We start from the raw sequence: 25,903 nt of genomic DNA, 5'->3' as shown, positions 1-25,903 counted from the left end.
GGGTCCTTACTCGATCGTCTCGATGACGCGGTTATGGTTCGTGTAGATGCACATGTCGCCGGCAATCTCCAGCGACTTCTCCACGATTTCGCGAGGCGAGAGTTCTGTGTTGTCGGCGAGGGCCTTTGCTGCCGCTTGCGCATACGCGCCGCCCGAACCGATCGCGCAAATGCCGCCTTCCGGATCGAGCACGTCGCCGTTCCCGGTGATGACGAGCGTGGTGGTTGCGTCCGCCGCGATCAGCATGGCTTCGAGACGACGCAACATGCGGTCCGTGCGCCAGTCTTTCGCGAGTTCAACCGCGGCTCGCGTGAGATTCCCCTGATGCTTTTCCAGCTTCGCTTCGAACCGGTCGAGGAGCGAAAACGCATCCGCGGTGCCGCCGGCGAAGCCGACCAGCACCTTGCCGTTATAAATGCGCCGGACCTTCTTCGCACCGCCCTTCATGACGATGTTGCCGAGCGTCACCTGGCCGTCGCCGCCGAGCGCGACCTTGTCGCCGCGGCGCACGGAGACGATCGTCGTGCCGTGAAATTGCTCCATATGCGTTCCTCTTTGCAAAGCGGGTAGGACGCGGCAGCGCGATGCGCCACCGCATGAATCCTGGAAGCGGACGGCGCGCGACGCATGAAGCCCTCGTGGTCGGCGCGCTCGTACAGCGCATGTCCGGTTTATTTTAGGGCTTGCGCGGGCATATCAAGAGCCGGCAAATGGCATAAGACAAAAAACGTGTCCGAGCAGGGATGAGGTCCGCGATTGGCGCCAGATCGGCGCGCAAAAAAAAGGCGCACGGATCACCGTGCGCCTCTCGACGAAGCAGCGTTTATGGGCGCAGCGCCGAAGCCGCGCCGCCGGCGTTCAGTCGCCGAACAGCTTCTGGCGCAGTTCGCGGCGCTCCTGCGCCTCGAGCGACAGCGTAGCCGTAGGCCGCGCGAGCAGACGCGGAATGCCGATCGGCTCACCGGTTTCTTCGCACCAGCCGTAGTCGCCAGAGTCGATGCGCGCGAGCGATTGCTGCACCTTCTTGAGCAGCTTGCGCTCACGGTCGCGCGTGCGCAGCTCGAGTGCATGCTCTTCCTCGATCGTTGCCCGGTCGGCAGGGTCCGGCACGATTACGGTTTCGCGCAGGTTCTCGGTCGTTTGGCCGGCATTGCGGAGAATTTCCGCTTGCAGCTGTTCGAGCTTGTTCTTGAAGAAAGCGAGCTGATCCTCATTCATGTAATCCTTGTCGCTCATCTTCAGGATTTCGGCTTCGGTCAAGAGTCGTTTCGTCGTCATCTGGCTTACTTCTTCAATGTGAGGCAAAACTCTGCATAGTGCCCGCACTTTCGTATTGCCCGCAAGGCGCCTGGGGCGCTGAGCATAGGGCGGACACGGACGATGGGCTGCCGTGACGCCGAAGCGTCTCACGCCCACCTCGGGCGTCGCAACGCCAATGCGGGGCCGAACTCCTCTGGAAACCGGTTCTCAAATGCTCCTGAGGTATTGCTCCCGTGCAGCAGGCCTTCTCGGGCTGCTGCTGCGGGCATTGTCGGCGCGTTCCCCGGATAAGATTTTCCGGCGCCGCTTAAGCCCGGCGCGCAATATGTGATCACCGCGCACTGACCGGGCAAATCGTTCTCATTCTCCAGTGGGCACGTATTGTAACTGAATCACAATCCGGCACCGCAACTGGTGGAAATCCCTCGGCGGCGCACCGGTATCCCGAAAATATAACGCGCGAGCGGTCAAAAAGCGATGGTCGTGCACGCATTAATACAGCAGGGTTTTCACGCGTTTTTCACACGTGTGCGCCACCGCACATTTCGCCGCGGCCATTGCTCGGCCGCGCGCGGTTTTTCAACAGACCATTGCCGCGCAACCGCGCACGGCACGCTCAGGCCAGACAGGCGTCCAGGCCATCGGTAATCAGGTCTTGCGGCAATTCGATACCGATAAACACCATCTTGTTCGTTTTTTTCTCGACCGGCTGCCATTTCGCCGCGAGGTCGCTGCCCATCATCTGATGCACGCCCTGGAACACGACTTTGCGGTCGACTCCCTTCATGTACAGCACGCCCTTATAGCGCAGCAGGCGTTCGCCGTAAATCTGCAGGATGCCGCCGAGGAAATCCTCCAGCTTGTTCGGGTCGAACGGGCGGTCGTTGCGGTACACGAACGACTTGATCTTGTCGTCGTGATGCGCGTGATGGTGGTGCGCGTGGTCATGGCCTTCGTGGTCGCAGTGGCCGTGGTCGTGATCGCAATTCGCGTGATCGTGCCCGTGGTCGTGCGTATGGCCGTGCTCGTCGTGGGCGTGCGCGTGGCTGTGTGCGTGTTCGTCTTCGGCGAGGAAGTCCGGATCGATCTCGAGCTTGGAATTCAGGTTGAAGCCGCGCAGATCGAAAATTTCCTTGATGTCCGCGTCGCCGAAATTGACGACCTTGATCGCCGCCTTCGGATTCATATGCAGCAGGCGGTGCCGCAGATCGGTCAGGTGCTGCTCGTCGACGAGATCGGCCTTCGTGATGAAGAGGCGATCGGCGAAACCCACTTGGCGCTGCACGACTTCATGCTCGTCCAATTGATGGTTCGCGTGCTTCGCGTCGACCAGCGTGATGATCGCGTCGAGCAGGAATTCGCTGGCGATCTGATCGTCCATGAAGAACGTCTGTGCGACGGGGCCGGGATTCGCGAGCCCGGTCGTTTCGATCACCACGCGGTCGAAATCCAGCTTGCCCGACTGATTCTGCGCGGCCAGGTCGCCGAGCACGCGCGAGAGATCGCCGCGAATCGTGCAGCAGATGCAGCCGTTACTCATCTGGATGATCTGCTCGCTTGTGTCCTGCACGAGAATTTCGTTGTCGATGTTCTCTTCGCCGAACTCGTTCTCGATCACGGCGATCTTCATGCCGTGCTTTTCGTTCAGGATGCGCTTGAGCAGGGTTGTTTTGCCGCTGCCGAGAAAGCCGGTCAGGATCGTGACTGGGATCATGTTGTTCGCCTATAAGGTCGTGAATCGATGCGTAATCGGATGCCGAATCGTGTGCATAAGCGGGCGCGGCAGCCTCGCGGCGCGCCGCCCGCCTAGCCGGATATTGAAACATATCTGCCAGGCCGGCGCTGGCAAGCGGTATTCCAAAGCCGCCGCCGCGCATGCGTCGATCGAAATAACCGTGAAGTTATAGGCGATCAGGCGATTTGCAACAGCAGCCCCTTCAGGTATTCGCCTTCCGGAAATGCAGTCAGCAACGGATGATCCACCCCGGCGCCGAGGCGCTTGAGGATTCGCGCATCGACGCGCGCATCCGCGGCCGCGCTCGCCACGATCTTCTGAAACAGCTCGGAATCGATCGCGCCGGAGCAGGAATAGGTGAAAAGCAGGCCGCCCGGGCGCAGCAGCTTCAGGCCGGTGAGGTTGATGTCCTTGTAAGCGCGCGAGGCGCGGTCCACGTGCTCACGCGAAGGCGCGAATTTCGGGGGATCGAGCACGATCAGATCGAAGCGCTCGCCTTCGTCGTAAAGGCGGCGCAGCGTTTTAAACGCGTCGGCGTCGAGCCAGGTCGCGCGTTCGGCGTCGAAGCCGTTCGCAGCCACGTTCTGCTGCGCGAGCGCTAACGCTTCGCCGGACGAATCGATCGAGACGACACGCTTCGCGCCGCCTTTGAGCGCCGCGAGCGAAAACCCGCCTGTGTAGCAGAAGCAGTTCAGCACGTCGCGATCTTGCGCGAGCTGCTGCACGAGCAGGCGGTTGTCGCGCTGATCGACGTAAAAGCCGGTCTTGTGGCCGTTGCGTACGTCGACGTGATAACGCACGCCGTTCTCACTCGCGATCAGCGCTTCCGAAGGCGGCTCGCCCGCTAGCACGCCGGTGATCTGTTCGAGCCCTTCCTTCTGACGAATCGACACGTCCGAGCGTTCGTAGGCATTCGGACAACCGGTCGCGTCGACTAGCGCGGCGACGATCGCGTCCTTCCACGCTTCGACGCCCGCCGCCATGAACTGGCATACAAGCTGGCTGCGCTGGCCTTCGTCCTGGGTGACGTAGTGATCGACGATCAACCCGGGCAGGCCGTCCGCTTCGCCGAAAATCAGCCGCACTGCGCCAGTGTCGTGAACCATCGTTTGACGATGCGCGAGCGCGCGCTGCACGCGGCGCTTGAAGAACGCGTGGTCGATCGGCTCGCTTTCGTCGAAGCTCCACACGCGCGCGCGGATCTGCGAGTGCGGGCTGTACGCGGCGCGCGCGAGGAAGCGGCCGTCGTGCGCGCGCACCAGCACAGTCGCGCCGGACGCGGGATTGCCGTCGATCCGGTCGATCGCGTTCGCATAGACCCACGGATGGCGGCGTAGCAGCGATTTTTCTTTCGACGGTTTGAGCGTAACGGTATTCATCAGGATGTCAGCGAGAGCAGTGGGCCGCGTGGCTTGCGAGGTGCGCGGCGGATGAAGCGAAGGCGGAGACTAAAAAGCCGCAAAAGCGGTGTCAGTCGCGTTTTTTGGCGCGCGGATGCGCCTGATCGTAGACGTGCGCGAGGTGCTGGAAATCAAGCCCGGTGTAGACCTGCGTCGCCGTGATGCTCGCGTGCCCGAGCAACTCCTGCACGGCACGCAGGTCGCCGCTCGACTGCAGCACGTGCGTGGCAAACGAATGCCGCAGCACGTGAGGATGCACATTTGCGGGAATGCCGGCAACGAGGGCTGCGCGCTTCACGCGTTCGCGCACCACATTCGGCGACAGCCGATTGCCGCGCGCCGACAGAAAGAGCGGATGCGGGTCGTGTTTCACCATCTGATCGCGCACGGCGAGCCAGGCGTTCAGCGCGTCGAGCGCCTTGCTGCCGACCGGCACGATGCGGCGCCGGTTGCCCTTGCCGAGCACTTCGACTTCCGCGGAATCGAGCTTGAGCCAGCCTGCTGAGCGATAACCGCCAGCATCGGCGAAACGGGCGTCCAGGCCAACCAGTTCCGCGAGACGCAGCCCCGACGAGTAGAACAGTTCGAGCATCGCGTGATCGCGCAAACCTTCTGCGGATGCGGCGGGCGGGCTTTCCATCAGGCGGTTCGCGTCGTCGACGGACAGTGCCTTGGGCAGCGTCTTGGCCTGCTTTGGCGCGCGCACGGTGGCGACCGGATTGGCCGGCAGATCGACGCGGCCGGCGAGCCAGCGGTAAAACGCGCGCCATGCCGACAGGCGGTGGCTGATCGAGCGCGCCGTCAAGCCGCCCGCATGTGCCCGCGAAACTGCGCCGCGAATGTCGACGGCGGTGAGGCTTTCGAGCGGCCGGCCTTTGGCCAGCAGCCGGAGTTCTTCGAGTTCGTGCGTGTAGCCGCGCAAGGTATGCGCCGACAGTCGCCGCTCATGTTCGAGATTCGACAGATAGGCGGCGATGACGTCGGCTTCGGTCACGATGGGCTTGTTCGCTGGCTTGGGTGGGCGGCTAACGCGTCTGCGCGCTGACTCAGCGCGGCAGCAGACGGCTTAGCGCCGCGCTCGCGAGCGCACCGATCTGCGTAAGGAAGTCGGTCGCCATGCCTTCGTGGAAGCGGCGCGCATCCGCCGAGCCCATCACCAGCAGGCCGAAAGCCGACGCTTCTTCTTTGCCTTCCGGATCGCGTAGTGCGAGGAGCGCAATGGATTCGGTCACATGAGCCGGCTCGGGCGCCGTGCCGCCGGGCGTGCTTTCATCGGCCGCACCGGCTGCCGGCACGAGCCACTGCGCCGCCTCGAAACCGGTGTTGGCGCCGCAGTAAGGCGCGGTCAGGCTGTTCGCGAAGATGCGTACTTCCTCGCCGACGTGGCGCGCGAAGTCGGCTTGAGCGTACGGCTCGGCGACGTCCCACACGCGCAGCGCCGCTTGCGGCACGTCGAAGATGTCGCGCAAGCCATTGGCGATCGTACGCGGCAGCGCGTAGGGATCGCGCTCGGCCATCACACGGATGGTCCAGCGGTTGAACCGGGACGCGATGCTGTCGTTTTCGTGGCCGTAGCGCAGAAGTTCGGCGAGCCGGCGTTCGAGATGCTTGTTCTTGTCGCGCAGCATTTCCATCTGCCGCTCCTGCAGCGACACCGCGGCTTTGCCGTGCGGGTTCGCGAGCCGGATGGTCGCGAGCATTTCCGCGTGTTCGGCGAAGAATTCGGGGTTGGCGAGCAGGTATTCGGCGACTTCGCGATCGTTCATGGTTTCGGCTGTAGGACGACGGGACGACGCCTTCATGCGACGCGTCGGTCAATGAGTTAATGGATCAGTCATGCGCGATTGAACTGGATGCGTTCAATCGGCCAGTTCGATCTCGCCCTGGAAAACGGTTGTGGCCGGGCCCGCCATCAGCAGCGGTTCGTTTTGCTGCTTGCTGTCCCACGAGATGGTGAGCTTGCCGCCATGCGTATGAACCAGCACCGGCGCGTCCAGCAATCCGCGGCGAATGCCCGCTGCGACTGCCGCGCATGCGCCCGTGCCGCATGCCAGCGTTTCCCCGGCACCGCGCTCGTACACGCGCAATTTGATTTCGCCGCGGCCGACGATCTGCATGAAGCCCGCGTTCACCCGCTGCGGGAAACGCGCGTGCCGCTCGATCACCGGACCTTCGACGAGAACAGGAAACGCCTCCACGTCGTCGACGACTTGCACTGCATGCGGGTTGCCCATCGACACCACCGAAATCCAGCGCGTGGTGCCGTTGACGTCGAGCGGCCACAGTGTGTCTGCGCCTTCGCGGCGTCCTTCGAGACCTTTGGTGGCGAAAGGCACGCGTTCGGGATCGAACACCGGCGTGCCCATATCGACGAGCACATCGCCGTTTTCCTGCATGGTCAGCGTGATCGTGCCGTTTTGCACCTGCACGCGCACGCTGCGCTGGTCGGTGAGGCCGTTGTCGCGCACGAACTTCACGAAGCAACGGGCACCGTTGCCGCAATGTTCGACTTCGCCGCCGTCGCAGTTGAAGATGCGATATCTGAAATCGACGCCCTGCACCGTGGGCTTTTCGACCAGCAGCAACTGGTCGGCGCCCACGCCGAAATGCCGGTCAGCGAGCGCGCGTACCTGTGCCGGCGTCAGATTGACTGGTTGCGTGTAGCCGTCGAGCACGACGAAGTCGTTGCCCGCGCCGTGCATTTTGGTGAATTTCAGTTTCATCACGCTATTGTAAGTGACGCGCCCACATGTAAGCCGAACGGCGGGTTAATTCGAGGCTCGCCAGACCCGGCGCATGGCGGGAAACGCACTCCGCTCTATTCAGTTAACGCATCCTGCTTCAATACACGCTCGGCACGCCGGTCGGCCGCGTCTTGAAGCGCTTATGCACCCAGTAATACTGCTCGGGCATCGAAGGGATGTGTTTTTCGAGGAAAGCGTTCATACGGCGCGCATCGGCGTCGTCGTCGCCGGTCGGGTAGTTGTCCCACGGCTTGAACACTCTCAGCCGATAACCCTTGTAGTTCGGCAGCACTTCGCCGATGAACGGCACTACCTGCGCATGACCGACCTTCGCAAGACGCCCGACGGCGGTTAGCGTGCAGGTCGGCACACCGAAAAACGGCACGAAGGTGGAATTGCGCGCGCCGTAGTCCATGTCGGCGCCGAGCATGACCGGCTTGCGCTCGCGAAGCCAGCGCAGCACGACGCGCGCGCTGTCGGCGCGGCTCGCCATGTCGGCGCCGAAACGCGCGCGTGCCGCCTTGGCGACTTCTTCCAGTTCGGGATTCGACATCGGCTGATAAAGCGAGCCGCAACGGCGCTTGAGCGAGTAATTGAGAAAGATCGAGCCCGCCTCGATGCCGACGAAGTGAAAGCCGAGAAAAAGCGTAGGTGGCAGATTCGGGTCGGTCAGATCGATCGCGCTGTCGAGCTGAATCAGCTTCTCGAGTTTCTTCGCCGAGCCGAACCATTGCACGCTACGTTCCAGATAGCTGCGGATCGCGTGGCGAAAATGCTTCTGCGCGACTTCTTCGCGGCGCTCGCCGCTCCATTCCGGAAAGCACAGCTTCAGATTGATGTGGACGACGCGCTTGCGCCGGCTCGGAATCTGATAAAGCAGCCAGCCAAGTCCGTCGCCGAGACGGGCGATGAAACCGTAGGGCAGCAGCGCGAAGAGTTTCAGCAGGCCGATCGCAAGCCGGGCTCCATAGCGGCTCAGCATGTGGCCTCCGCGGAGGCGCTTTGCGTGACGGGGTTCAGGAAAGCGGAGAGGTTGACGTAATACCGCACTCGTGGACACTCTGTGACAATCAATGGAAGTCGCTATAATAAGGGCTTCGCCGAGTTAATAGACAACTTGCGGGGCGAAGCCGGGCGGTGCGATCCACGGGATATGCGCCTGCCGGTAAGGTAATCCGCTAAAGCGTCGCCGCTTCAGACTCCCCGAAGCTGGCTACGTGAAACTCAACCGTAACCACAAAACAGGAGTCTGCAACGTGGCAAACGACTATCTCTTCACCTCCGAATCCGTCTCCGAAGGCCATCCCGACAAAGTCGCGGACCAGATTTCCGACGCGATTCTCGACGCCATCCTGGCTCAGGACAAATACTCGCGCGTCGCGGCCGAAACGCTGTGCAACACGGGTCTCGTGGTGCTCGCGGGCGAAATCACCACGACCGCTAACGTCGATTACATCCAGATCGCGCGCAACACGATCAAGCGCATCGGCTACGACAATACCGACTACGGTATCGACTACCGCGGTTGCGCGGTGCTCGTCGCGTACGACAAGCAGTCGCCGGACATCGCTCAGGGCGTGGACCGTGCGCACGACAACAACCTCGATCAGGGCGCGGGCGACCAGGGCTTGATGTTCGGTTACGCGTGCGAAGAAACGCCCGAACTGATGCCCCTGCCGATCCACCTGTCGCATCGTCTGGTCGAGCGTCAGGCGAATCTGCGCCGTGACGGCCGGCTACCCTGGCTGCGTCCGGACGCGAAGTCGCAAGTCACCGTGCGTTATGTCGATGGCAAGCCGCATTCCATCGACACGGTCGTGCTGTCCACTCAGCATTCGCCGGATATCGAACTCGACGTGCTGCGCGAAGCCGTGATCGAAGAAGTCATCAAGCCGACGCTGCCGGCGGAACTCATCAAGGGTGACATCAAGTTCCTCGTGAACCCGACCGGCCGGTTCGTGATCGGCGGTCCGCAAGGCGACTGCGGTTTGACAGGGCGCAAGATCATCGTCGATACGTACGGCGGCGCGGCGCCCCACGGCGGCGGCGCGTTCTCGGGCAAGGATCCGTCGAAGGTAGACCGTTCGGCCGCTTATGCCGGCCGGTATGTCGCGAAGAACATCGTGGCCGCAGGCCTCGCATCGCGCTGTCTGATTCAGGTGTCGTACGCAATCGGCGTGGCGCAACCGACTTCGGTCATGGTCAACACGTTCGGCACCGGTCGCGTGTCCGATGCAACGATCACGCGCCTCGTGCAGGAGCATTTCGATCTGCGTCCGAAGGGCATCATCCAGATGCTCGACCTGCTGCGCCCGGTCTACGAGAAGAGCGCGGCGTATGGTCACTTTGGCCGCGAAGAGCCGGAATTCACCTGGGAAGCCACCGATAAAGCGTTGGCACTCGCCGAAGCTGCGGGCACTGAACCGGTCGCTGCGCTGGCGGATTAACGCTAGCAATTGGCTTGTCTAATATAACAACCCCGCCGGCTCGCGCCGCGCGGGGNTTTTTATCGCCGTCTGTTTTTGATCGAACAGCGGGTGATGCGCTCACATCACACGTAGGTTCAGCGTTTAAACGTCACGGCTAGAAGCCGTACGAAGCCGCCGCACCATCATTGCGCGTTGACGAGAAAGCCGTTCAACGGCTCGCGAACGCGAACGCAAACCAGCCCGTGCTGCCGTTCGTCGACATGCGACGCGGACGGCGGCTCGCGCTTTGCGCCGGTACGGCGACTGGCGCGCGCTGCGCCGTGCTCAGACGCAGCGGTGTCGGCTTCCGGAGCAGCGTGCGCAGCGAGAAGCGGCGCGAACCGCCTCGTGTGCGCAACGCCGAGAAGAAAGTATTGAACCAGGTGCGGATGCCGTCGACCGCTCGGGCATCGCGCCATTGTTCGCCTAATGCCCGCGTGCGCGTCGCGTGGTGGCGCAGCGCGCGTACCACATGGCGGCGCGCGGGACGGGCCGCTTTGAGTGCAGCTCGGGTGAAACGGGTGCTCAGAAGAGTATGCATGGCTTTACAGGTAGGCAGCGTGTCGCGCGACGAAATGTGCGCCAGTAGCAGCACCAAGCATGCCAATGGCGGTATCGCGATGAACGGCGCGAAGGCCCGGGATTCGTTGGAAAACTGCGCGGCGGACAGCCGAGCCGGCCTTGATGGCCAGTGCAGCGCGCAAACAGGCGGGAATAGCGATCAACATGCGTGCAGGCTACACGTGATTCGTGACGTCTGAAAGTCGGTTTTTACCCTGCGCGTACGGGTTTTCACGGAGCGCACCAGGACCTCGGGCCACATAACGCTCACTCCTTTTGCGGTCGATCGACGTGCGCCGCTGCCCATCGAATGTGCAGCGCAAGCGGCGTGCCGCATGCAAGTAGTGCGCTGTTAGCCGACGTGCATCAAGTTCATCGCGACGCGCGATGTGAAACAGCAGGCGGTACGATCGCGCCCGTTTTACAATCGGACATCGGCTAGTCGACGGTCACGGAACACATGTCACTCCATTCGAAGAAAGAGCAGATTCACACGTTGCGCGAGCAGGGTTTTGTCGTCGTGCCCGGTCTGGTTTCGCCTGAGCGTTGCGAGCAGATGAAACAGATCGCGCAACGTCAGTTGCAGGAGGCCGCGGCGCCGATCGAGTTCGAAGCGGACTTGCAATATCCCGGCGCGCCGCCTTCGAAACAGGCGCCTGGTGGTCATACCGTGCGGCGACTGCTCGATGCGTATGGCCGCGACCCGAGTTTCGCGCAGTGGGCGACGGCACCAGAAATTCGCGGCTGGATGGAGCTGTACTTCGGCGAAGAACCGCGTCTGTCACGCGCGCATCACAACTGCATGATGACGAAGCACCCGGCGTATGGCAGCTTGACCGGCTGGCATCGCGACGTGCGCTACTGGTCGTTCGAGCGCGACGACCTGGTTTCCGTATGGCTCGCGTTGGGCAACGAAACTGTGGACAACGGCGCGCTGTGGTTTGTGCCCGGATCGCACAGCGCTGCATTCACTGGCGAGCGCTTCGACGAGGCCAAGTTCTTCCGCTCCGACCTCGAGGAAAACCAGGCGTGGATCCGCGCCGCCGTATCGCCCGAACTGAAAGCCGGGGACGTGGTGTTCTTTCATTGCAATACGCTGCATTCAGCGGGCAAGAACATCAGCGACCAGGTAAAGTTCTCGCTTGTGTACACGTATCACGGCGCGAGCAATGTGCCGTTGCCGGGCACACGTTCGGCGGCAAAGCCCGAAATCGTCTTCTGATTCTTCGAGGCTTTCCGACACCGTCGAGCCCCGCGCGCTTCGGCGCCTAGCGCTTGCGTCCGGACAAAGCGATGCCCGTGATTCCCGCGAGCGTCGCCACCACACCGCCTACGATCAACATGATCGCCTTGTTCGACGGCGAACCTGTAAAGACGCGGGAGACGTCGCTGCTTACCGAGTTGAACGCCTGCCCGCCGAAATACAGCAACACGATGCCGCCGACAATCAGCGCGATTGAAATCGCCTTCGCCATTTAACGCTCCGTAAACTTGATCGGCCAAAGTGTAGGGGACCTGCAAGCAGCCGTCCATCCTGCATGGTGGGTGTCTGCACGCATCACGTCGATTGGCTACCATAGCGGTCTGGCCGCACATAAAAACAAACCCGCAGCAGCACGCCTCCCGCAGCATGCGATTGCCCCTGCCCACGTTTGACCGGGCGACATCATCATCAAGGACACTAGCAATGGCTTACGAAGCAGCTTCAGAACGCTATTCGGACATGCAGTACCGCGTATGCGGCAAGACAGGTCTCAAACTTCCCGCGCTGTCGCTCGGCTTGTGGCACAACTTCGGCGATACCACGCCGCTCTCGACTCAACGTGAAATTCTGCGCACCGCGTTCGACCTCGGCATCACGCACTTCGATCTCGCGAACAACTATGGGCCGCCGTACGGCAGCGCGGAAGCGAACTTCGGCCGCCACTTCAAGGACGACTTCAAGCCGTATCGCGACGAGCTGCTGATTTCGTCGAAGGCCGGCTGGGACATGTGGCCCGGTCCATACGGACAAGGCGGCGGTTCGCGCAAGTATGTGCTCGCGAGTCTCGATCAGAGCCTGAAGCGCATGGGCCTCGACTACGTCGACATTTTCTATTCGCATCGCTTCGACGCGAACACGCCGCTCGAGGAAACCGCCGGCGCACTCGCGAGCGCGGTTCAGCAGGGCAAGGCGCTTTACATCGGCATTTCGTCGTACTCGGCGAGCAAGACGCTCGAAATGGCGAAGCTGCTCGCCGAATACAAGGTGCCGCTGCTCATTCATCAGCCTGCGTACAACATGCTCAATCGCTGGATCGAACACGATTTGCTCGACACGCTCGAGCAGGTCGGCGCGGGCACGATTGCCTTCACGCCGCTCGCGCAGGGTCTGCTCACCGGCAAGTATCTGAACGGCGTGCCGCAAGACGCGCGCGTCAATAAGCCAGGCGGCGGTTCGCTGAAGCAGGAGCATTTGAGCGAGAAGAACATCGAGCATGTACGCAAGCTGAACGATATTGCTCAGCGTCGCGGCCAAAGCCTCGCGCAGATGGCGCTCGCGTGGGCGTTGCGCGATGAGCGCGTCACGTCGGTGCTGATCGGTGCGAGTCGTGCAGAACAGGTGCGCGAGAACGTCGGCGCGCTGAAGAATCTCGCGTTCTCGAAAGAGGAACTCGCGGAGATCGACCGCTACGCGACCGAGGGCGGCATCAACTTGTGGGAAAAGCCGTCGACGGATCAGGCGATCTGATTCCGGCGACGCTGCCGCCACGCAATGACAAAACGAAAGCCGCCGGTCAGGCGGCTTTTTCGTTATACGAGCGCGGGCAAGCCTTCGACCAGCACGACTGCGAACATCACGCCGAGCAGCGCGCCAAGCACGCGCAGTGCGTTGTGCCGCAATTCCGTCTTGCAAGGCAGCGCGCCTACGAACAGAGCCCCGGCTAGCGCCATTGGAATGACCAGAATGAAATCGCCGATCGTGAAATAGGTCGTCATACTCGTCTCCTTTTGTATTGGCGGCGCGAGCAGCTGATCGCTTTAAATCACGCGCTGCAAACGCTCGTTTTGAGTATAGATGACGCCTGAACCGGCGTAGACGCGTCCCGTAGCTTTCACACGCTTATTCGCAAGACGCAGAAGCCCGCGCCGGCAAGGGTTGCCGCACTTGTCGCGCCGCAGCAAACGCGCCGCAAAAAGTGAAGCGTTTGCTTACGCACGCCTTACTTTTACGCGCTATTCGATGCACGGAGGATTGCCGCGACACATGCGATGTCGCGTTTAAAGTCAGCTGTGAGCAGAGTCGAGCCGGCGCAGTCTCAGCGTTGCGAGCACGCCGATCACCAGCAGCGCGCTTACCAGCCCGGCGACGCCGTTCCATCCATAACCGGTCCACATGTGGCCGCCATACGAACCAATCACGCTCGAGCCGATGTAGTACGCGAGCAGATAGAGCGCGGCCGCCTGGCCTTTCGCCTCTTTCGCGAGACGCCCGACCCAGCCGCTCGCGACGGCGTGTCCCGAGAAGAACCCGAATGTGACGCACGCGATGCCGCCGACAATCGCCGCGAGCGGGCTCAGCATGGTGAGCGCGAGACCGAGGGCCATCAACAGCAAGCTTGCAGTCAGCACACGAGCGCGACCGAATGTATCGGCCATGCGCCCCGACCACGGCGACGCGACCACGCCCGTCAGATAGACCACGAAGATCGCACCGATCTCCGTCTGACTCAACCGGTACGGCGGCGCGAGCAGCCGGTAGCCGATGTAGTTGTACAGCGTGACGAAACTGCCCATCAGCACGAAGCCGAGCAGAAATAGCAGAGGCAAACCGGGCCGCGTGAATTGCCGCAGCAGCGCGCTGCGATGATGCATGAAGCCGAGACCGCGCCGCGGCACGAAATGGCGCGACGGCGGCAGCAGCGCGCGAAACGCGAGCATCGACAGAATGCCGAGCACGCCGATCGTGCCGATTGCGACGCGCCACGAAAACAGATCCGCGACGACGCCCGTGATCACGCGTCCCGCCATTCCGCCGATTGCGGTGCCGCCGACATACAGGCCCATCGCCAGACCGAGGCCGTCGGGATGCACTTCTTCCGCGAGATAAGCCATCGCGACAGCCGGCACACCGCCGAGCGCGAGACCTTCGAGCGCGCGCAGCACGAGCAGTTGGTGCCATTGCGGCGCGATCGACACGCCGATGGTGAGCAGCGCGGAGACGGTGAGCGACATCGTCATCAGCTTGTGACGGCTCCAGCCTTCGGAGACGAAGCCGGCCATGAAGATGGCGACTGCGAGCGCGGCCGTCGTCAACGACACAGTCAGACTGCTTTGCGCAGGCGTCACGTTGAACGCCGTCGAAAACGACGGCAACAGCGGCTGCACGCAGTACAGCAAGGAAAAAGTTGCGTAGCCGGCGAACAGCAATGCGATGCTGGCGCGCCAATAAGCGCGGGTGCCGCGTTCGAGATAAGGCGTGTCGGAGATGTTGGGCACGGCAGAAAGTAAGAGCAGAAAGGCGGAACGAAGCAGATGATCAACCGGCAGCGAGGTCACCAGATGTATCTGGCGCGGCGCGATGATGACCCCCGCATTCGCGAGACGCCGCGCCCGCAAAGCAGTTAAGGATACGCTGAAAATGGGGCTCGCGTGCGCCGCAACGGGCTAATCGCGCCCTCAGCGCACGTTTTTGATCTCTCTGCCCGCGAGGGTTTATGATGGTCTCGTCGCGATTCCGCGCGTCGCGACCAACAAAGCGAAACGACGGGCGAAGCGCCCTCAGTTTCGGCTTTGCAAGGCCCCGCAAAACGGGAACAATGACTCGAAGCTCTCACGCGTATCCACGCGCAGCAGATTGGGTGCGTACGCAACGTTACCGGCGAAGCGGCGCTTTTATCATCACCTTGACCGGCACGAATCCATAAAGCCGGCTATGGGAGAACGGGGAAACATCATGCAAATCGGTTCCATTGTCCGATCGGTGCATATCGCCGTGCCGCAGGGCGCGCGCGGAATCGTCATGCGCATTCTCGGCGACATGGCGATGGTGGCGTGGTATGCCGGCGAGCCCGGCGCTTCGCCGCAACTGAACACTGAACCCTTTTTCCTCGAAGACCTTATCGACACCGGTGAGCTTGTGCGTCCGTCAAGCGCGCAGATGCATTGAAGCGGTTGCGGTTCGGCTCGTCTGCCGCGTGGCGGCAGTCGCGCGCCGTAGGTTGACTCGCACTCGTCTTTGACGGCGGCGCGGCGCACAATGCGGGCATGAACGACATTCTCGATACACAGGACGGCGCAGACCGCGCCGTGCCTTTCGCCCGGCTCCAGCCGGAAATCGTGCTCGACGCGCTCGATAGCGTGCTCGACACAGTCGGCGTGCGCACCGACGGGCGCATGTTGCCGCTCAACAGCTACGAGAACCGCGTGTACCAGGTGGGCGTGGAAGACGGCCCGCCTGTCGTCGCGAAGTTCTATCGCCCTGAGCGTTGGAGCGACGCCGCCATTCTCGAGGAACACGCGTTCGTCGCCGAGCTTGCCGCGCGTGAGATTCCTGTGGTGGCGGCGCGTGACTTCGAGGGCCGCACGCTGCACACGTTCGACGACTTCCGCTTTTCGATTTTCGAGCGCCGCGGCGGGCGCGCACCCGATCTCGACCGGCGCGATACGCTCGAATGGCTGGGGCGTTTCATCGGGCGCATTCACGCGGTTGGGCAGACGCAGAACTACGTGGAGCGTCCCGCGCTCGACAGTCAAACCTTCGGCTATGAGCCGCGCGACTTTCTGCTTGCACACCGCTTCATACCGGACGATGTGCGCGCCGCGTGGGAAACCGTCGTCAATCTTGCTCTGGAAGGCGTGGAGCGCGCATTCGAGCGCGCCGGCGAGATCCGCATGCTGCGCATGCATGGCGACTGTCATCCAAGCAACGTGCTGTGGACCGACGCGGGGCCGCATTTCGTCGACTTCGACGATAGCCGCATGGGACCGGCCGTGCAGGATTTGTGGCTGTTGCTGCCGGGCGAGCGGGTCGAGGCGTCGCGTGCGCTCGCGGATCTGCTCGCCGGTTACGAAGACTTCTGCGATTTCGAGCCGCGCGAGTTGCATCTGGTTGAAGCGTTGCGCACGCTGCGGCTGATTCATTATCAGGCGTGGCTTGCGCGCCGTTGGGACGATCCCGCGTTTCCGGCTGCGTTTCCGTGGTTCAACACTCAACGTTACTGGGAAGACCGCATCCTCGAAATGCGCGAGCAACTCGGCGCGATGCAGGAAGGGCCGTTGTGGCCGGTGTGAGCGTTTGCTGTTGGGTTTATTGGCCGTAGACCTGCACAGTGGTCACCGAGTCGGGTTTGTTGACCTGGTTTTCGTCGGCCAGAAACCCGCCGCGCAAACAGCCAGAAACCCGCCACGCCCCCGCCCGGTCGCGCCGCGATTGAGCAAACGCGCCAACTGTGTAATGATAGCTATTCTCAATTGAAGGGCATCGCCAGCTTCCTGTCATATTTCTCCTCCTCTGTGACTGCCAGCCAGCCTTTCAACAGGACGGCTCCGGACCGCAAGCCGGACCCGTCCGCTCTCTCCTTTCGATATTTCTTCGTCGTCGAACTTTGCGCGCCTCGCCGCGGCGCGCGGGCGGCGGTTTAACTGCTGTGCCTGGAGCATGATGTGAACGCGCCTGATTCGATCGATATGAAATCCGTTGCCGATGGCGCTTCGCGATACGTCGCGCACGAACAGCCGCCCGGCCGCCATCTGATGGACGGCGCCGAGCACGCGGCGCGGCGTCAGCGTTCGCGGCGCGCGAACTTCATCAAGTGGTTGCGCAAAGTGCATGGATGGATCGGCCTGTGGGGCGCGGTGCTCGGGCTGATGTTTGGGGCGACCGGCTTCCTTTTGAACCATCGCGCGGGTCCGATGAAGGTCCCCACGGGCCAACCGCAGGTTGAGGAATTACAAATGGCCGTACCGGAAAAGCCGTTTCATTCGCCGATGGATATGGCGAAGTGGCTGAAGGGCGAACTGAAAATCGACGGCAAGCCCGGCAGGATGAAGCGCGAGCCGGCGCATCCAGTCGCGTGGGGCGATCGCAGCACGATTCAGCCCGAGTTCTGGCAGATTGCATTCGCCGCGCCGACGCAAAACGTGCAAGCCGAATACTGGGTCGGCAATGGCTTCATCGCAGTCAAACGCACGCAAAATTCCTTCCTCGCGACGATGACCAATCTGCACAAGGGCGTTGGCCTGAGCATCGGCTGGATGCTGCTGGTGGACACGATAGCCGGCGCGATGATTCTGCTTTCGCTGACCGGCGTGCTGCTGTGGACGGAGTTGAATAAGCGTCGCGTGGTGGGCGTGGTGCTGGTCGGCGGATCGGTGATCGCAGCGGTGGTTTGCGGCTTGATGTAAGCCGTCAGGTGTGTGAACGCCTTCGCGTCCAGACATCTACGCGCTGCAAGCCGCCCCGCCCGAGGCCGCGATTTCCCGCGCCGCCTTCGCGCCTTCAACCTGAAGCAGCGTAGGCAGCGAGACGCCGTTTTTCGCCGCCGTCACTTCTGCGAGAATCGATACGGCGATTTCAGGCGGCGTCCGGCTGCCGATATAAATGCCGACGGGTCCATGCAAGCGGGCCAGTTCGGTTTCGCTAAGATCGAACTCTTTGAGCCGCTCGCGACGCGCCTGGTTATTACGCCTCGAACCCAATGCGCCGACGTAGAACGCCGGCGTCTTGAGCGCCTCCATCAAGGCCAGATCGTCGAGCTTCGGGTCGTGCGTGAGCGCGATCACAGCGCAGCGTTCGTCGAGCTTCATGTCGAGCACGGTGTCGTCCGGCATGGTCCGCACGATCTTCGTGCCGGGAATATTCCACTCTTCGGTGTACTCCTCGCGCGGGTCGCAGACCGTCACCTGATAGTCGAGACCGATAGCGATATTGCACAGATAGCGCGACAACTGTCCCGCGCCGATCACGAGCATCCGGTAACGCGGGCCGTGAATGGTCATGAGACGCTCGCCGTCGAAATGCACGCCGTCTGTTGCTAGCGCCTTGTCGAGCCGCGCCTCGCCCGAGCTCATGTCGAGTTCGCGCGCAACGAGCCGGCCCTCTTCCACGGCATTGCAGAGTTCGGCGATACCGCTTCGCGACGTCAGCGGTTCGAGCACCAGTTGGATCGTGCCGCCGCAAGGCAATCCGAAACGATGCGCCTCTTCCGCCGAGATGCCGTACTTGACCGCCTCCGGACGCGTCTGCTCGATGCCCCGTTGCCGCACGCGGTCAATCAGGTCGTCTTCGATGCAGCCGCCCGAAACCGAGCCGACCACGAGTCCGTCATCGCGTACCGCGAGCATTGCGCCTTCCGGGCGCGGCGACGAGCCCCACGTTTTCACCACCGTCACCAGTAGCGCGCGATGTCCTTCCTCCAGCCAACGTGCGCTGGACTTCAGGACTTCGAGATCCACGCTGTCCATGATTTCTTCCTCTTCGTTGCATCGCCGTCGGACTCACCGTCCGCGGCCTCGGTCGATGCCGTATTGTGCCCCGGCGCGTCGGTGGCTGCAGCGTCGGCGGCACCGTCCGGATTTTCACCTTCGACGGCACCGTCGCCTTCGCCATCGAATCGCGCCCCGAAGCGCTTGAAAAACTCCCCGGCGATCTTGCGCGCCGCGCCGTCGACAAGCCGCGAGCCGATCTGCGCCAGCTTGCCGCCGACTTGCGCGTTCGCGGTATAGCTGAGCTTTGTCGCGGCCTCGCCGTCGGCTTCGAGCGTGACGCGCGCGTTGCCCTTCGCGAAGCCAGCCGCCCCGCCCTGGCCTTCGAAGACGATGTTGTAGGCGTTGGGCGCGTCGATATCGGTCAGTTGCATGCGTCCTTTGAAGCGCGCCTTGACCGGGCCGACCGCCGCACTCAACGCCACCAGGTAGGCATTCTCGCCGTCGGGATCGATGCTTTCGCAGCCAGGGATGCAGGCGCGCAGAACCTCGGTGTCGTTCAGCGCATCCCACGTACGCTGCTGCGAGACCGGCAGCGTATGAGTTTCGGTCAGTTCCATGAACTTGCTCCCGCGGTTGACATGGCAACGAGGTCCCGGCACGGCGCGCGCGTGAGTTGCGCGAGGTCGCGGCCGAACGTGGCCAAGGTGTCCAGATTATGAACCGGACGATGGGCGTCGACGTAAGGCAGGATTGCCTGCACGCCGCGCGCCTTCGGAGAAAAACCGCTGAAACGCAGCAGCGGATTGAGCCATACGATACGGTGGGCGAAGCGGCGCAGGCGGGCCATTTCGGCGTCGAGCACGTCGATCGCTTCGTGATCGAGGCCGTCGGTCACGAGCAGCACGGTCGCGCGGCCGGTCAGCACGCGCCGCGCCCAGCGCCGGTTGAATTCGGCGAGTGCCGCGCCGATTCGCGTGCCGCCCGACCAGTCGACAACCTGCTCGGTGAGCGCGGCAATCGCCACGTCCGGGTCACGCTCGCGCAGCGCGCGCGTCGCATTGGTGAGCCGCGTGCCGAACAGAAAAACCTGCAAGCGTTCGCGCGACTGTACGAGCGCGTGGCAAAAATAGAGCACCGCGCGCGAATAGCTGCTCATCGAGCCGGAGATGTCGAGCATCAGAACGAGCGGCGGCTTGCGCTCCACCACCGCGCGGTACTTCCACACGGTCCAGTCGCCGCCTGCTCGTACCGCCTGCCGCGCACTCGCGCGCAGATCCGCATGCGTGCCGTGCGAGGCGGCCTTGAGACGGCGCGTCGGCTCCTTTGCGAGCGGCAGACGCTGAGCGCGAATCAGATGGCGCAGCGTGCGCCATTCATCGGCGGAAAGGGTGTCGAAATCACGGTGACGCAGCCGCTCTTCCGCGCTGAAGGTAACGTGCGCGCGCAATTCCCGTTGTTGCGTTTCCTGCGGGCTATGCGCATGCGGCGAGGGCGGCGCGCGGACCGCGAGCGCATCGGCGAGACGGTTGTTACGTTTGGGCGGCGGAAGCCCGTCGCGGACTTTGGGCAGAAGCAGCGCGCGCAGCTTGCCTTCCCAATCCGGATCGCGCCAGAAAAGCTCGAACGCGGCGTTGAAGAGTTCGCGTTCGTCAGGCGCGGAGACAAGCGATGCGGCGAGCGCGGCGCGCACGTCGTCGCGGCGGCTCAGGTCGACCCAGTGCAGCGCGGCAAGCGCATCGACGGCCTGGGCGGGCGACATCGGCAGGCCCGCGCCGCGCAACACGCGCACGAAATGCACGACGTTGCGCGCGAGCGTCGGCGTGTTGGCGTCAAGCGGCGCGACGGGTTCTGTCCCGGCGACTGTCATGCGTCGAGTGCGCGGCAAGCCACCACGTGAGCCGGAGCCGGACGCGTCGCGCTCGTTTGCGTTGCCTTTGCTGTCTGGCGTCGTCATGCTCGCTATCCCGGCGCGGCGAGACACTGCGCGATCTGCTCAGCATCGACACGCGCCAGATCGTCCTGATACTTGAGCAGCACACCCAGCGTGTTCTGCACCGATTGCGGATCGAGTTCGGTTACCGACAGCGCTTCGAGCGCGCGGCACCAGTCGATTGTTTCCGCGATGCCCGGCGCCTTGAACAGATCCATGCCGCGCAGCCGATGCACGAAATCGACCGCGCGCCGCTGCAACTCCGCCGATGTTTGCGGCGCACGCACTGCGACAATTTCCAGCTCGCGATCGCGCTCCGGATAGCCGATCCACTGATACAGACAGCGGCGCTTCAACGCATCATGTACTTCGCGCGTGCGGTTCGATGTCATCACGACGAGCGGCGGTTGCGCCGCGCGCACCGTGCCGTATTCGGGAATCGACACCTGAAAATCGGATAGCAGTTCAAGCAGAAACGCTTCGAACGGTTCGTCGGCGCGATCGATTTCGTCGATCAGCAGCACGCGCCGCGAGCCCGGATGGTTTTCGTCGGACATCAGCGCTTGCAACAGCGGACGCTTGAGCAGGAATTCGCCGCGATACAACGTGTCGTTGTCAGGCCGCTCGCCGGCGGCTTCGGCAAGACGCAACGCCATGATCTGACGCGGATAGTCCCATTCGTACAGCGCGCTGGCGGTGTCGAGTCCTTCGTAGCATTGCAGCCGCAGCATCGACGTACCGAGCATGCCCGCCGCGGCCTTGGCAAGTTCCGTCTTGCCGACGCCCGGCTCTCCTTCGACAAACAACGGCCGCTCCATGCGCAGCGCGAGATACAACGCCGTCGCAAGTTCGCGGCTCGCGAAATACTTTTGAGCGGCGAGTTGCGCGAGGGTGTCGTCGATTGAAACGGGTTGCATGGCGTTCCTGAATCTGCGCGCTGGCTGCTTACGAAGTGGGGCGTCAATGAACTACGGCGTCAACGACAACGAAGCGGGAAGGGACCCGTTGGCACTGCACTGCGTGTGTTGGCGAACGCGGCTAACTAGCTGACGTGTTCAGGCAAAAAACCTGACACGTCAGCCACCAATAGCAAGCATCGCTAACCGTTCGCCTTCGCCACCGCTCGCGCCGCCAGGACCGGGATCAGATGCGCGCGATACTCGGCGCTCGCGTGCATGTCGTCGTTCAGATTCGCGGACGGCACAGCGACCGCTCGCGCCGCTGCCGGCGCGAAGTTCGCCGACAATGCGCTTTCGAGTTCCGGCACACGAAAGACAGACGCCGCCGCGCCCGTCACCGCAACGCGCACGCCGGTCGCGAACTTCGCGACGAATACGCCGACGAGCGCGAAATGCGATGCGGGATTGCGGAATTTCTCATAGGCCGCGCGCTCGGGCACCGGAAATTCCACGGCCACGATCAACTCGTCCGGTTCGAGCGCCGTCTCATACATGCCGACAAAAAAATCGCGCGATGCAATGCGCCGGCGCTGGGTCACGATGGTCGCGTCTAGCCCCATCGCGGCAGCTGGATAGCAGGCGGCGGGATCGTTATTGGCGAGCGAGCCGCCCAGCGTGCCCAGCGCGCGCACTTGCCGGTCGCCGATATGCGCGGCGAGTTCCGCGAGCGCCGGCGACACGCGCCGCAACTCCGCGTGATCGGCGACATCGGCATGACAAACAGCTGCGCCGATCGTCACCATTTTCGCGTCGACGGTGATCGACTTGAGCGCGGGAATGCGCGTGACGTCGATCAATTGCGATGGCTGCGCGAGACGCAGCCGCATGGTCGGCAGCAGGCTTTGTCCGCCGGCGAGGAACTTGGCGTCGCTGTCGGCGGCGATAGCTGCGGCGGCCGCTTGCGGATCCGTCGCGCGTTGATACTCGAATGAATACATGTCGAATGCTCCGCTCAGGGTCTCAGTGGGCTGCCTGCTTGGCGGCGTGAATCGCCGACCACACGCGATGCGGCGTTGCCGGCATTTGCAGATCGGTCACGCCGAGCGGCGCGAGCGCGTCGATGATCGCGTTGATCACCGCGGGCGGCGAGCCGATCGCGCCCGCTTCCCCGCAGCCTTTGACGCCGAGTGGATTGTGCGTGCACGGCGTGCCCTTCGCGGTTTCCACGGTGAAGTCGGGCAAGTCCGACGCATGCGGCATTGCGTAGTCCATGTAGGAGCCCGACAGCAACTGGCCGCTTTCGTTGTCGTACACGCAGCGCTCCAGCATGGCTTGCCCGATGCCTTGCCCAAGGCCACCATGAACCTGGCCTTCGACGATCATCGGGTTAATCACGTTGCCGAAGTCATCCACGGCCGTGAACTGCTGGATCTGGCACACGCCTGTGTCCGGATCGACTTCGACCTCGCAGATGTATGCGCCCGATGGATACGTGAAGTTGCTCGGATCGTAGAACGCGCTTTCTTCGAGACCCGGTTCGAGCACATCGAGCGGATAGTTATGCGGCACATACGCTGCGAGCGAAATTTCGGCGAATGCCTTCGTGCGATCCGTGCCCGCGACGCGGAATACACCGTCTTTAAACTCGATGTCTTCCGCTGCGGCTTCGAGCAGATGCGCGGCGATTTTCTTCGCCTTTGCTTCGATTTTATCGAGCGCCTTCATGATCGCCGAGCCGCCGACCGCGATCGACCGCGAGCCATACGTGCCCATGCCAAACGGAATGCGGCCGGTGTCGCCATGCACGATCTCGACGTTTTCGAGCGGAAGGCCGAGCCGGTCAGCGACCACTTGCGCGAAGGTCGTTTCGTGCCCCTGGCCGTGACTATGCGAGCCGGTGAACACGGTGACCGAACCGGTTGGATGCACGCGAATTTGCCCGACTTCGAAGAGACCCGCACGAGCGCCCAACGCACCCGCAATATTCGACGGCGCAAGACCGCACGCTTCGATGTAGCACGAGTAACCAAGGCCACGCCGCTTGCCGTTCTTTTCGGATTCCTGCCTGCGAGCTTCGAAGCCTTTGACATCGGCGAGTTCGAGCGAGCGCGCGAGAATTGTCTCGTAGTCGCCGGTGTCGTAGGTGAGGCCGACCGGCGTCGCATAAGGAAATTCGCGGATGAAATTGCGGCGGCGAATCTCCGCCGGATCGAGGTTCATTTCGCGCGCGGCGGTTTCAACCAGACGCTCGACCACGTAGGTCGCTTCAGGACGGCCCGCGCCGCGATAAGCATCGACGGGAACGGTGTTGGTGAAAACGGCTTTCACTTCGGCGTAAATCGCGGGCGTTGCATACTGGCCCGCGAGCAGGGTTGCGTAAAGAATGGTCGGCACGCTGGACGCAAACGTCGACAGATACGCGCCCATGTTCGCGATGGTGTGAATGCGCATGCCGAGGAACTTGCCGTCGGCGTCCATTGCCAACTCGGCTTTCGTCACGTGATCGCGGCCATGCGCGTCCGACAGGAACGCTTCCGAGCGCTCGGCGGTCCACTTCACCGGACGGCGAATTTTCTTCGACGCCCACGTCAGCGCAACGTCTTCCGCATACAGGAAAATCTTCGAACCGAAGCCGCCGCCGACGTCCGGCGCGATCACACGCAGCTTCGACTCAGGCAATGACAGCACGAAAGCGGCCATGAGCAGGCGCTCGACGTGCGGATTCTGATTCGCGACGTAGAGCGTGTAGCTCTCGTCCTGCGACGAATAGCTTGCATTGACGGCGCGCGGTTCGATCGCGTTCGGCACGAGGCGGTTATTGACGATGTCGAGCGTCGTGACGTGCGCGGCTTTGGCGAAGGCGGCGTCGGTGGCGGCTTTGTCGCCGTGGCCCCAGTTGTAGCAGACGTTGTCCGGCACTTCGTCATGAACGGCCGGCTGCCCGGCGTCAGCTGCATGCGCGGTATCGACCACAGCGGGCAGCACGTCGTAATCGACTTCGATCAATTCGGCAGCATCTTTCGCGGCCTTGATCGAATCGGCGATGACGAGCGCGACCTGATCGCCGACATGACGCACTTTCGTATGCGCGATGATCGGGTGCGGCGGCTCGTTCATCGGCTTGCCGTCGGTGCTGTGGATCAGCCAGCCGCATGGCAGGCCGCCGACGTTCTCCGCGGCCATGTCCGCGCCGGTGAAAATAGCGACCACGCCGGGCGACTGTTTGGCCGCAGTCGTGTCGATGCTTTTGATTTTCGCGTGCGCGTGCGGCGAGCGCAGAAATACCGCGTAGGTTTGCTGGGGCAGCAGGATGTCGTCGGTGTACTGGCCGTTGCCGGTCAGAAACCGATAGTCTTCCTTACGTTCGACGGAAGCGCCGATCAGGCTGTGAGTTTCGGGTGCGTTCATCGTCGGCTCCTCAGGCGGTGGCCGCTGCACTGGCATGTGCGGCGGCGCTGGCTGTGCCGGATGACTTCATGCCTTCGGCGCCTTCGAGTACCGCCTTGACGATGTTGTGGTAGCCGGTGCAGCGGCAGAGATTGCCGTCGAGTTGAGCGCGCACCTCGTCGCCGGTGAGATCGGGTTGACGCTGCACGAGCGAGATCGCGCTCATCACCATGCCTGGCGTGCAGAAGCCGCATTGCAGCCCGTGGCAGTGCTTGAAGGCGGCTTGCATCGGATGCAGCGCGCCGTCTTTGGCGAGTCCTTCAATGGTGGTGATCTGCGCGCCGTCCGCTTGGGCCGCGAGGATGTTGCACGATTTGATCGCGCGGCCGTCGAGGTGGACGGTGCATGCGCCGCACTGGGCCGTATCGCAGCCGACGTGCGTGCCGGTGAGCCGGAGTTGATCGCGAAGGAATTGAACAAGCAGGGTGCCGGGCTCGACTGAAGCGCTGATGGGTGCGCCGTTCACCGTCAGACTGATGCTGATCGCCATGAAGTCGTCTCCTTATGGGGTGAAACCGGACCGTTTTGTTTTGCCTTCAGCTGCCTGTTCGTGGGCCCGATTAGGGTGCTGCGGTTTTTATGAGTCTGCCGAAAAGTAAAGCACAAATCGGGCGGGCGCGCTATGAGGAGTTTTTTGCCTGCGGCGGGCTTTTTTGTTTGTCTGGATTGTTTTGGGGCTTCCTGAGGTTGCAGTTTGTTGTTGGGCTTGCTTTGGTTTGGTTCTTGGCCTTTCCTTGAATTGGCAGTGGTCTATTAGTGTTGCCCCTGTGCGGGGCGGCACTTACTTTCTTTGCCGCCGCAAAGAAAGATAAGCAAAGAAAGCGGCTTCACACCGCCAGCTCGTAGGTGGATCCCCCGGCTCGGGAGGGGCAGTGGTGCATCTGGAATCCGTGCTCCCGCACATTCGGCGCCAGTGACAAGGCAGTCATACGTCCCGCCTCACACTGCGTGCTCGCCGGAAGGGTCTGCTCTCAACCAGCGGCTTGCGTCGGCGCAGCGGGCCGTCGGCTTCGCCTCGGCGACGTTGATCGGATTTGTTTGGTGATCACG

At 62.7% G+C, this 25,903-nt stretch carries 26 protein-coding genes; 7 read left to right on the top strand and 19 right to left on the bottom strand.

Annotation, left to right across the window (positions count from 1 at the left end):
* Positions 1 to 6: 6 nt before the first annotated feature.
* The 8 genes from hslV to F759_RS0106005 form a co-directional block, all read right to left on the bottom strand.
* Positions 7 to 543 (bottom strand): ATP-dependent protease subunit HslV, encoded by a 537-nt coding sequence (gene hslV / locus F759_RS0106045; protein ID WP_006050517.1) that lies wholly within the window; start codon positions 541 to 543, stop codon positions 7 to 9.
* A 315-nt stretch (positions 544 to 858) separates the two neighbouring features.
* Positions 859 to 1,278 carry an RNA polymerase-binding protein DksA gene (gene dksA / locus F759_RS0106040; protein WP_006050516.1) on the bottom strand — a complete coding sequence of 140 codons (420 nt, stop codon included), beginning with the start codon at positions 1,276 to 1,278 and terminating at the stop codon, positions 859 to 861.
* A gap of 598 nt (positions 1,279 to 1,876) precedes the next feature.
* Positions 1,877 to 2,974, bottom strand: coding sequence for a CobW family GTP-binding protein (locus F759_RS0106035; protein ID WP_027799064.1), 1,098 nt, complete (start codon positions 2,972 to 2,974; stop codon positions 1,877 to 1,879).
* Positions 2,975 to 3,171: 197 nt separating this feature from the next.
* Complete coding sequence (locus tag F759_RS0106025) at positions 3,172 to 4,374, bottom strand: class I SAM-dependent rRNA methyltransferase (protein WP_027799062.1); 1,203 nt, start codon at positions 4,372 to 4,374, stop codon at positions 3,172 to 3,174.
* 91 nt (positions 4,375 to 4,465) lie between these two features.
* On the bottom strand, positions 4,466 to 5,389 hold the full coding sequence (xerC, locus tag F759_RS0106020; protein WP_027799061.1) for a tyrosine recombinase XerC: 924 nt from the start codon (positions 5,387 to 5,389) through the stop codon (positions 4,466 to 4,468).
* 52 nt (positions 5,390 to 5,441) lie between these two features.
* Positions 5,442 to 6,161 carry a DUF484 family protein gene (locus F759_RS0106015; RefSeq protein WP_027799060.1) on the bottom strand — a complete coding sequence of 240 codons (720 nt, stop codon included), beginning with the start codon at positions 6,159 to 6,161 and terminating at the stop codon, positions 5,442 to 5,444.
* Between the two features lie 93 nt (positions 6,162 to 6,254).
* Complete coding sequence (gene dapF / locus F759_RS0106010; RefSeq protein ID WP_027799059.1) at positions 6,255 to 7,118, bottom strand: diaminopimelate epimerase; 864 nt, start codon at positions 7,116 to 7,118, stop codon at positions 6,255 to 6,257.
* Positions 7,119 to 7,236: 118 nt separating this feature from the next.
* On the bottom strand, positions 7,237 to 8,121 hold the full coding sequence (locus tag F759_RS0106005) for a lipid A biosynthesis lauroyl acyltransferase (RefSeq protein ID WP_027799058.1): 885 nt from the start codon (positions 8,119 to 8,121) through the stop codon (positions 7,237 to 7,239).
* A gap of 274 nt (positions 8,122 to 8,395) precedes the next feature.
* Between F759_RS0106005 and metK the strand changes: the two genes are divergently transcribed.
* Entirely contained in the window at positions 8,396 to 9,586 is a 1,191-nt protein-coding gene (metK, locus tag F759_RS0106000) for a methionine adenosyltransferase (RefSeq protein WP_027799057.1), read from the top strand.
* Between the two features lie 190 nt (positions 9,587 to 9,776).
* On the opposite strand, the gene F759_RS0105995 is transcribed toward metK, so the two are convergent.
* Positions 9,777 to 10,148: a hypothetical protein gene (locus tag F759_RS0105995; RefSeq protein WP_027799056.1), complete on the bottom strand. Its 372-nt coding sequence runs from the start codon at positions 10,146 to 10,148 to the stop codon at positions 9,777 to 9,779.
* Between the two features lie 480 nt (positions 10,149 to 10,628).
* Between F759_RS0105995 and F759_RS0105990 the strand changes: the two genes are divergently transcribed.
* Positions 10,629 to 11,390: a phytanoyl-CoA dioxygenase family protein gene (locus tag F759_RS0105990; RefSeq protein WP_027799055.1), complete on the top strand. Its 762-nt coding sequence runs from the start codon at positions 10,629 to 10,631 to the stop codon at positions 11,388 to 11,390.
* Between the two features lie 46 nt (positions 11,391 to 11,436).
* Here F759_RS0105990 and F759_RS0105985 read toward each other — a convergent pair whose 3' ends face one another.
* Positions 11,437 to 11,643, bottom strand: coding sequence for a DUF3185 family protein (locus F759_RS0105985; RefSeq protein ID WP_027799054.1), 207 nt, complete (start codon positions 11,641 to 11,643; stop codon positions 11,437 to 11,439).
* Between the two features lie 212 nt (positions 11,644 to 11,855).
* Here F759_RS0105985 and mgrA point away from each other — a divergent pair, with 212 nt between their 5' ends.
* Entirely contained in the window at positions 11,856 to 12,899 is a 1,044-nt protein-coding gene (gene mgrA / locus F759_RS0105980) for an L-glyceraldehyde 3-phosphate reductase (RefSeq protein WP_027799053.1), read from the top strand.
* A gap of 62 nt (positions 12,900 to 12,961) precedes the next feature.
* On the opposite strand, the gene F759_RS0105975 is transcribed toward mgrA, so the two are convergent.
* Together F759_RS0105975 and F759_RS0105965 are read right to left on the bottom strand one after the other, a co-directional pair.
* Positions 12,962 to 13,147 carry a hypothetical protein gene (locus F759_RS0105975; RefSeq protein ID WP_020067230.1) on the bottom strand — a complete coding sequence of 62 codons (186 nt, stop codon included), beginning with the start codon at positions 13,145 to 13,147 and terminating at the stop codon, positions 12,962 to 12,964.
* Positions 13,148 to 13,435: 288 nt separating this feature from the next.
* On the bottom strand, positions 13,436 to 14,638 hold the full coding sequence (locus F759_RS0105965) for an MFS transporter (RefSeq protein WP_027799052.1): 1,203 nt from the start codon (positions 14,636 to 14,638) through the stop codon (positions 13,436 to 13,438).
* Between the two features lie 466 nt (positions 14,639 to 15,104).
* Between F759_RS0105965 and F759_RS0105960 the strand changes: the two genes are divergently transcribed.
* From F759_RS0105960 to F759_RS0105950, 3 genes are all read left to right on the top strand, one after another.
* On the top strand, positions 15,105 to 15,317 hold the full coding sequence (locus F759_RS0105960) for a hypothetical protein (protein ID WP_006050502.1): 213 nt from the start codon (positions 15,105 to 15,107) through the stop codon (positions 15,315 to 15,317).
* Between the two features lie 98 nt (positions 15,318 to 15,415).
* On the top strand, positions 15,416 to 16,441 hold the full coding sequence (locus F759_RS0105955; RefSeq protein ID WP_027799051.1) for a serine/threonine protein kinase: 1,026 nt from the start codon (positions 15,416 to 15,418) through the stop codon (positions 16,439 to 16,441).
* A gap of 372 nt (positions 16,442 to 16,813) precedes the next feature.
* Positions 16,814 to 17,554, top strand: coding sequence for a PepSY-associated TM helix domain-containing protein (locus tag F759_RS0105950; protein ID WP_027799050.1), 741 nt, complete (start codon positions 16,814 to 16,816; stop codon positions 17,552 to 17,554).
* Positions 17,555 to 17,590: 36 nt separating this feature from the next.
* Here F759_RS0105950 and F759_RS0105945 read toward each other — a convergent pair whose 3' ends face one another.
* The 7 genes from F759_RS0105945 to F759_RS0105915 form a co-directional block, all read right to left on the bottom strand.
* A complete protein-coding gene (locus tag F759_RS0105945) occupies positions 17,591 to 18,613 on the bottom strand; it encodes an XdhC family protein (RefSeq protein WP_027799049.1) in 1,023 nt (340 codons plus the stop codon).
* Complete coding sequence (locus F759_RS0105940) at positions 18,586 to 19,194, bottom strand: CoxG family protein (RefSeq protein ID WP_027799048.1); 609 nt, start codon at positions 19,192 to 19,194, stop codon at positions 18,586 to 18,588. Before F759_RS0105940 ends, F759_RS0105945 begins: the two co-directional genes overlap by 28 nt.
* Entirely contained in the window at positions 19,185 to 20,531 is a 1,347-nt protein-coding gene (locus F759_RS0105935; RefSeq protein ID WP_407668521.1) for a vWA domain-containing protein, read from the bottom strand. Before F759_RS0105935 ends, F759_RS0105940 begins: the two co-directional genes overlap by 10 nt.
* 5 nt (positions 20,532 to 20,536) lie before the next feature.
* Positions 20,537 to 21,424: an AAA family ATPase gene (locus F759_RS0105930; RefSeq protein ID WP_027799046.1), complete on the bottom strand. Its 888-nt coding sequence runs from the start codon at positions 21,422 to 21,424 to the stop codon at positions 20,537 to 20,539.
* A 182-nt stretch (positions 21,425 to 21,606) separates the two neighbouring features.
* On the bottom strand, positions 21,607 to 22,404 hold the full coding sequence (locus F759_RS0105925) for an FAD binding domain-containing protein (protein ID WP_027799045.1): 798 nt from the start codon (positions 22,402 to 22,404) through the stop codon (positions 21,607 to 21,609).
* Positions 22,405 to 22,426: 22 nt separating this feature from the next.
* Positions 22,427 to 24,814 (bottom strand): xanthine dehydrogenase family protein molybdopterin-binding subunit, encoded by a 2,388-nt coding sequence (locus F759_RS0105920; protein WP_027799044.1) that lies wholly within the window; start codon positions 24,812 to 24,814, stop codon positions 22,427 to 22,429.
* A 10-nt stretch (positions 24,815 to 24,824) separates the two neighbouring features.
* Positions 24,825 to 25,343 (bottom strand): (2Fe-2S)-binding protein, encoded by a 519-nt coding sequence (locus F759_RS0105915; RefSeq protein ID WP_027799043.1) that lies wholly within the window; start codon positions 25,341 to 25,343, stop codon positions 24,825 to 24,827.
* 89 nt (positions 25,344 to 25,432) lie between these two features.
* Here F759_RS0105915 and F759_RS42820 point away from each other — a divergent pair, with 89 nt between their 5' ends.
* Positions 25,433 to 25,591: a hypothetical protein gene (locus F759_RS42820; protein WP_154670904.1), complete on the top strand. Its 159-nt coding sequence runs from the start codon at positions 25,433 to 25,435 to the stop codon at positions 25,589 to 25,591.
* The last annotated feature ends 312 nt before the right edge of the window (positions 25,592 to 25,903 follow it).

The organism is Paraburkholderia dilworthii, from assembly GCF_000472525.1.
Classification (GTDB): Bacteria; Pseudomonadota; Gammaproteobacteria; order Burkholderiales; family Burkholderiaceae; genus Paraburkholderia; species Paraburkholderia dilworthii.
The sequence above is the reverse complement of the archived record's forward strand: the minus strand, read 5'-3'. Positions and strand labels throughout refer to the sequence as shown.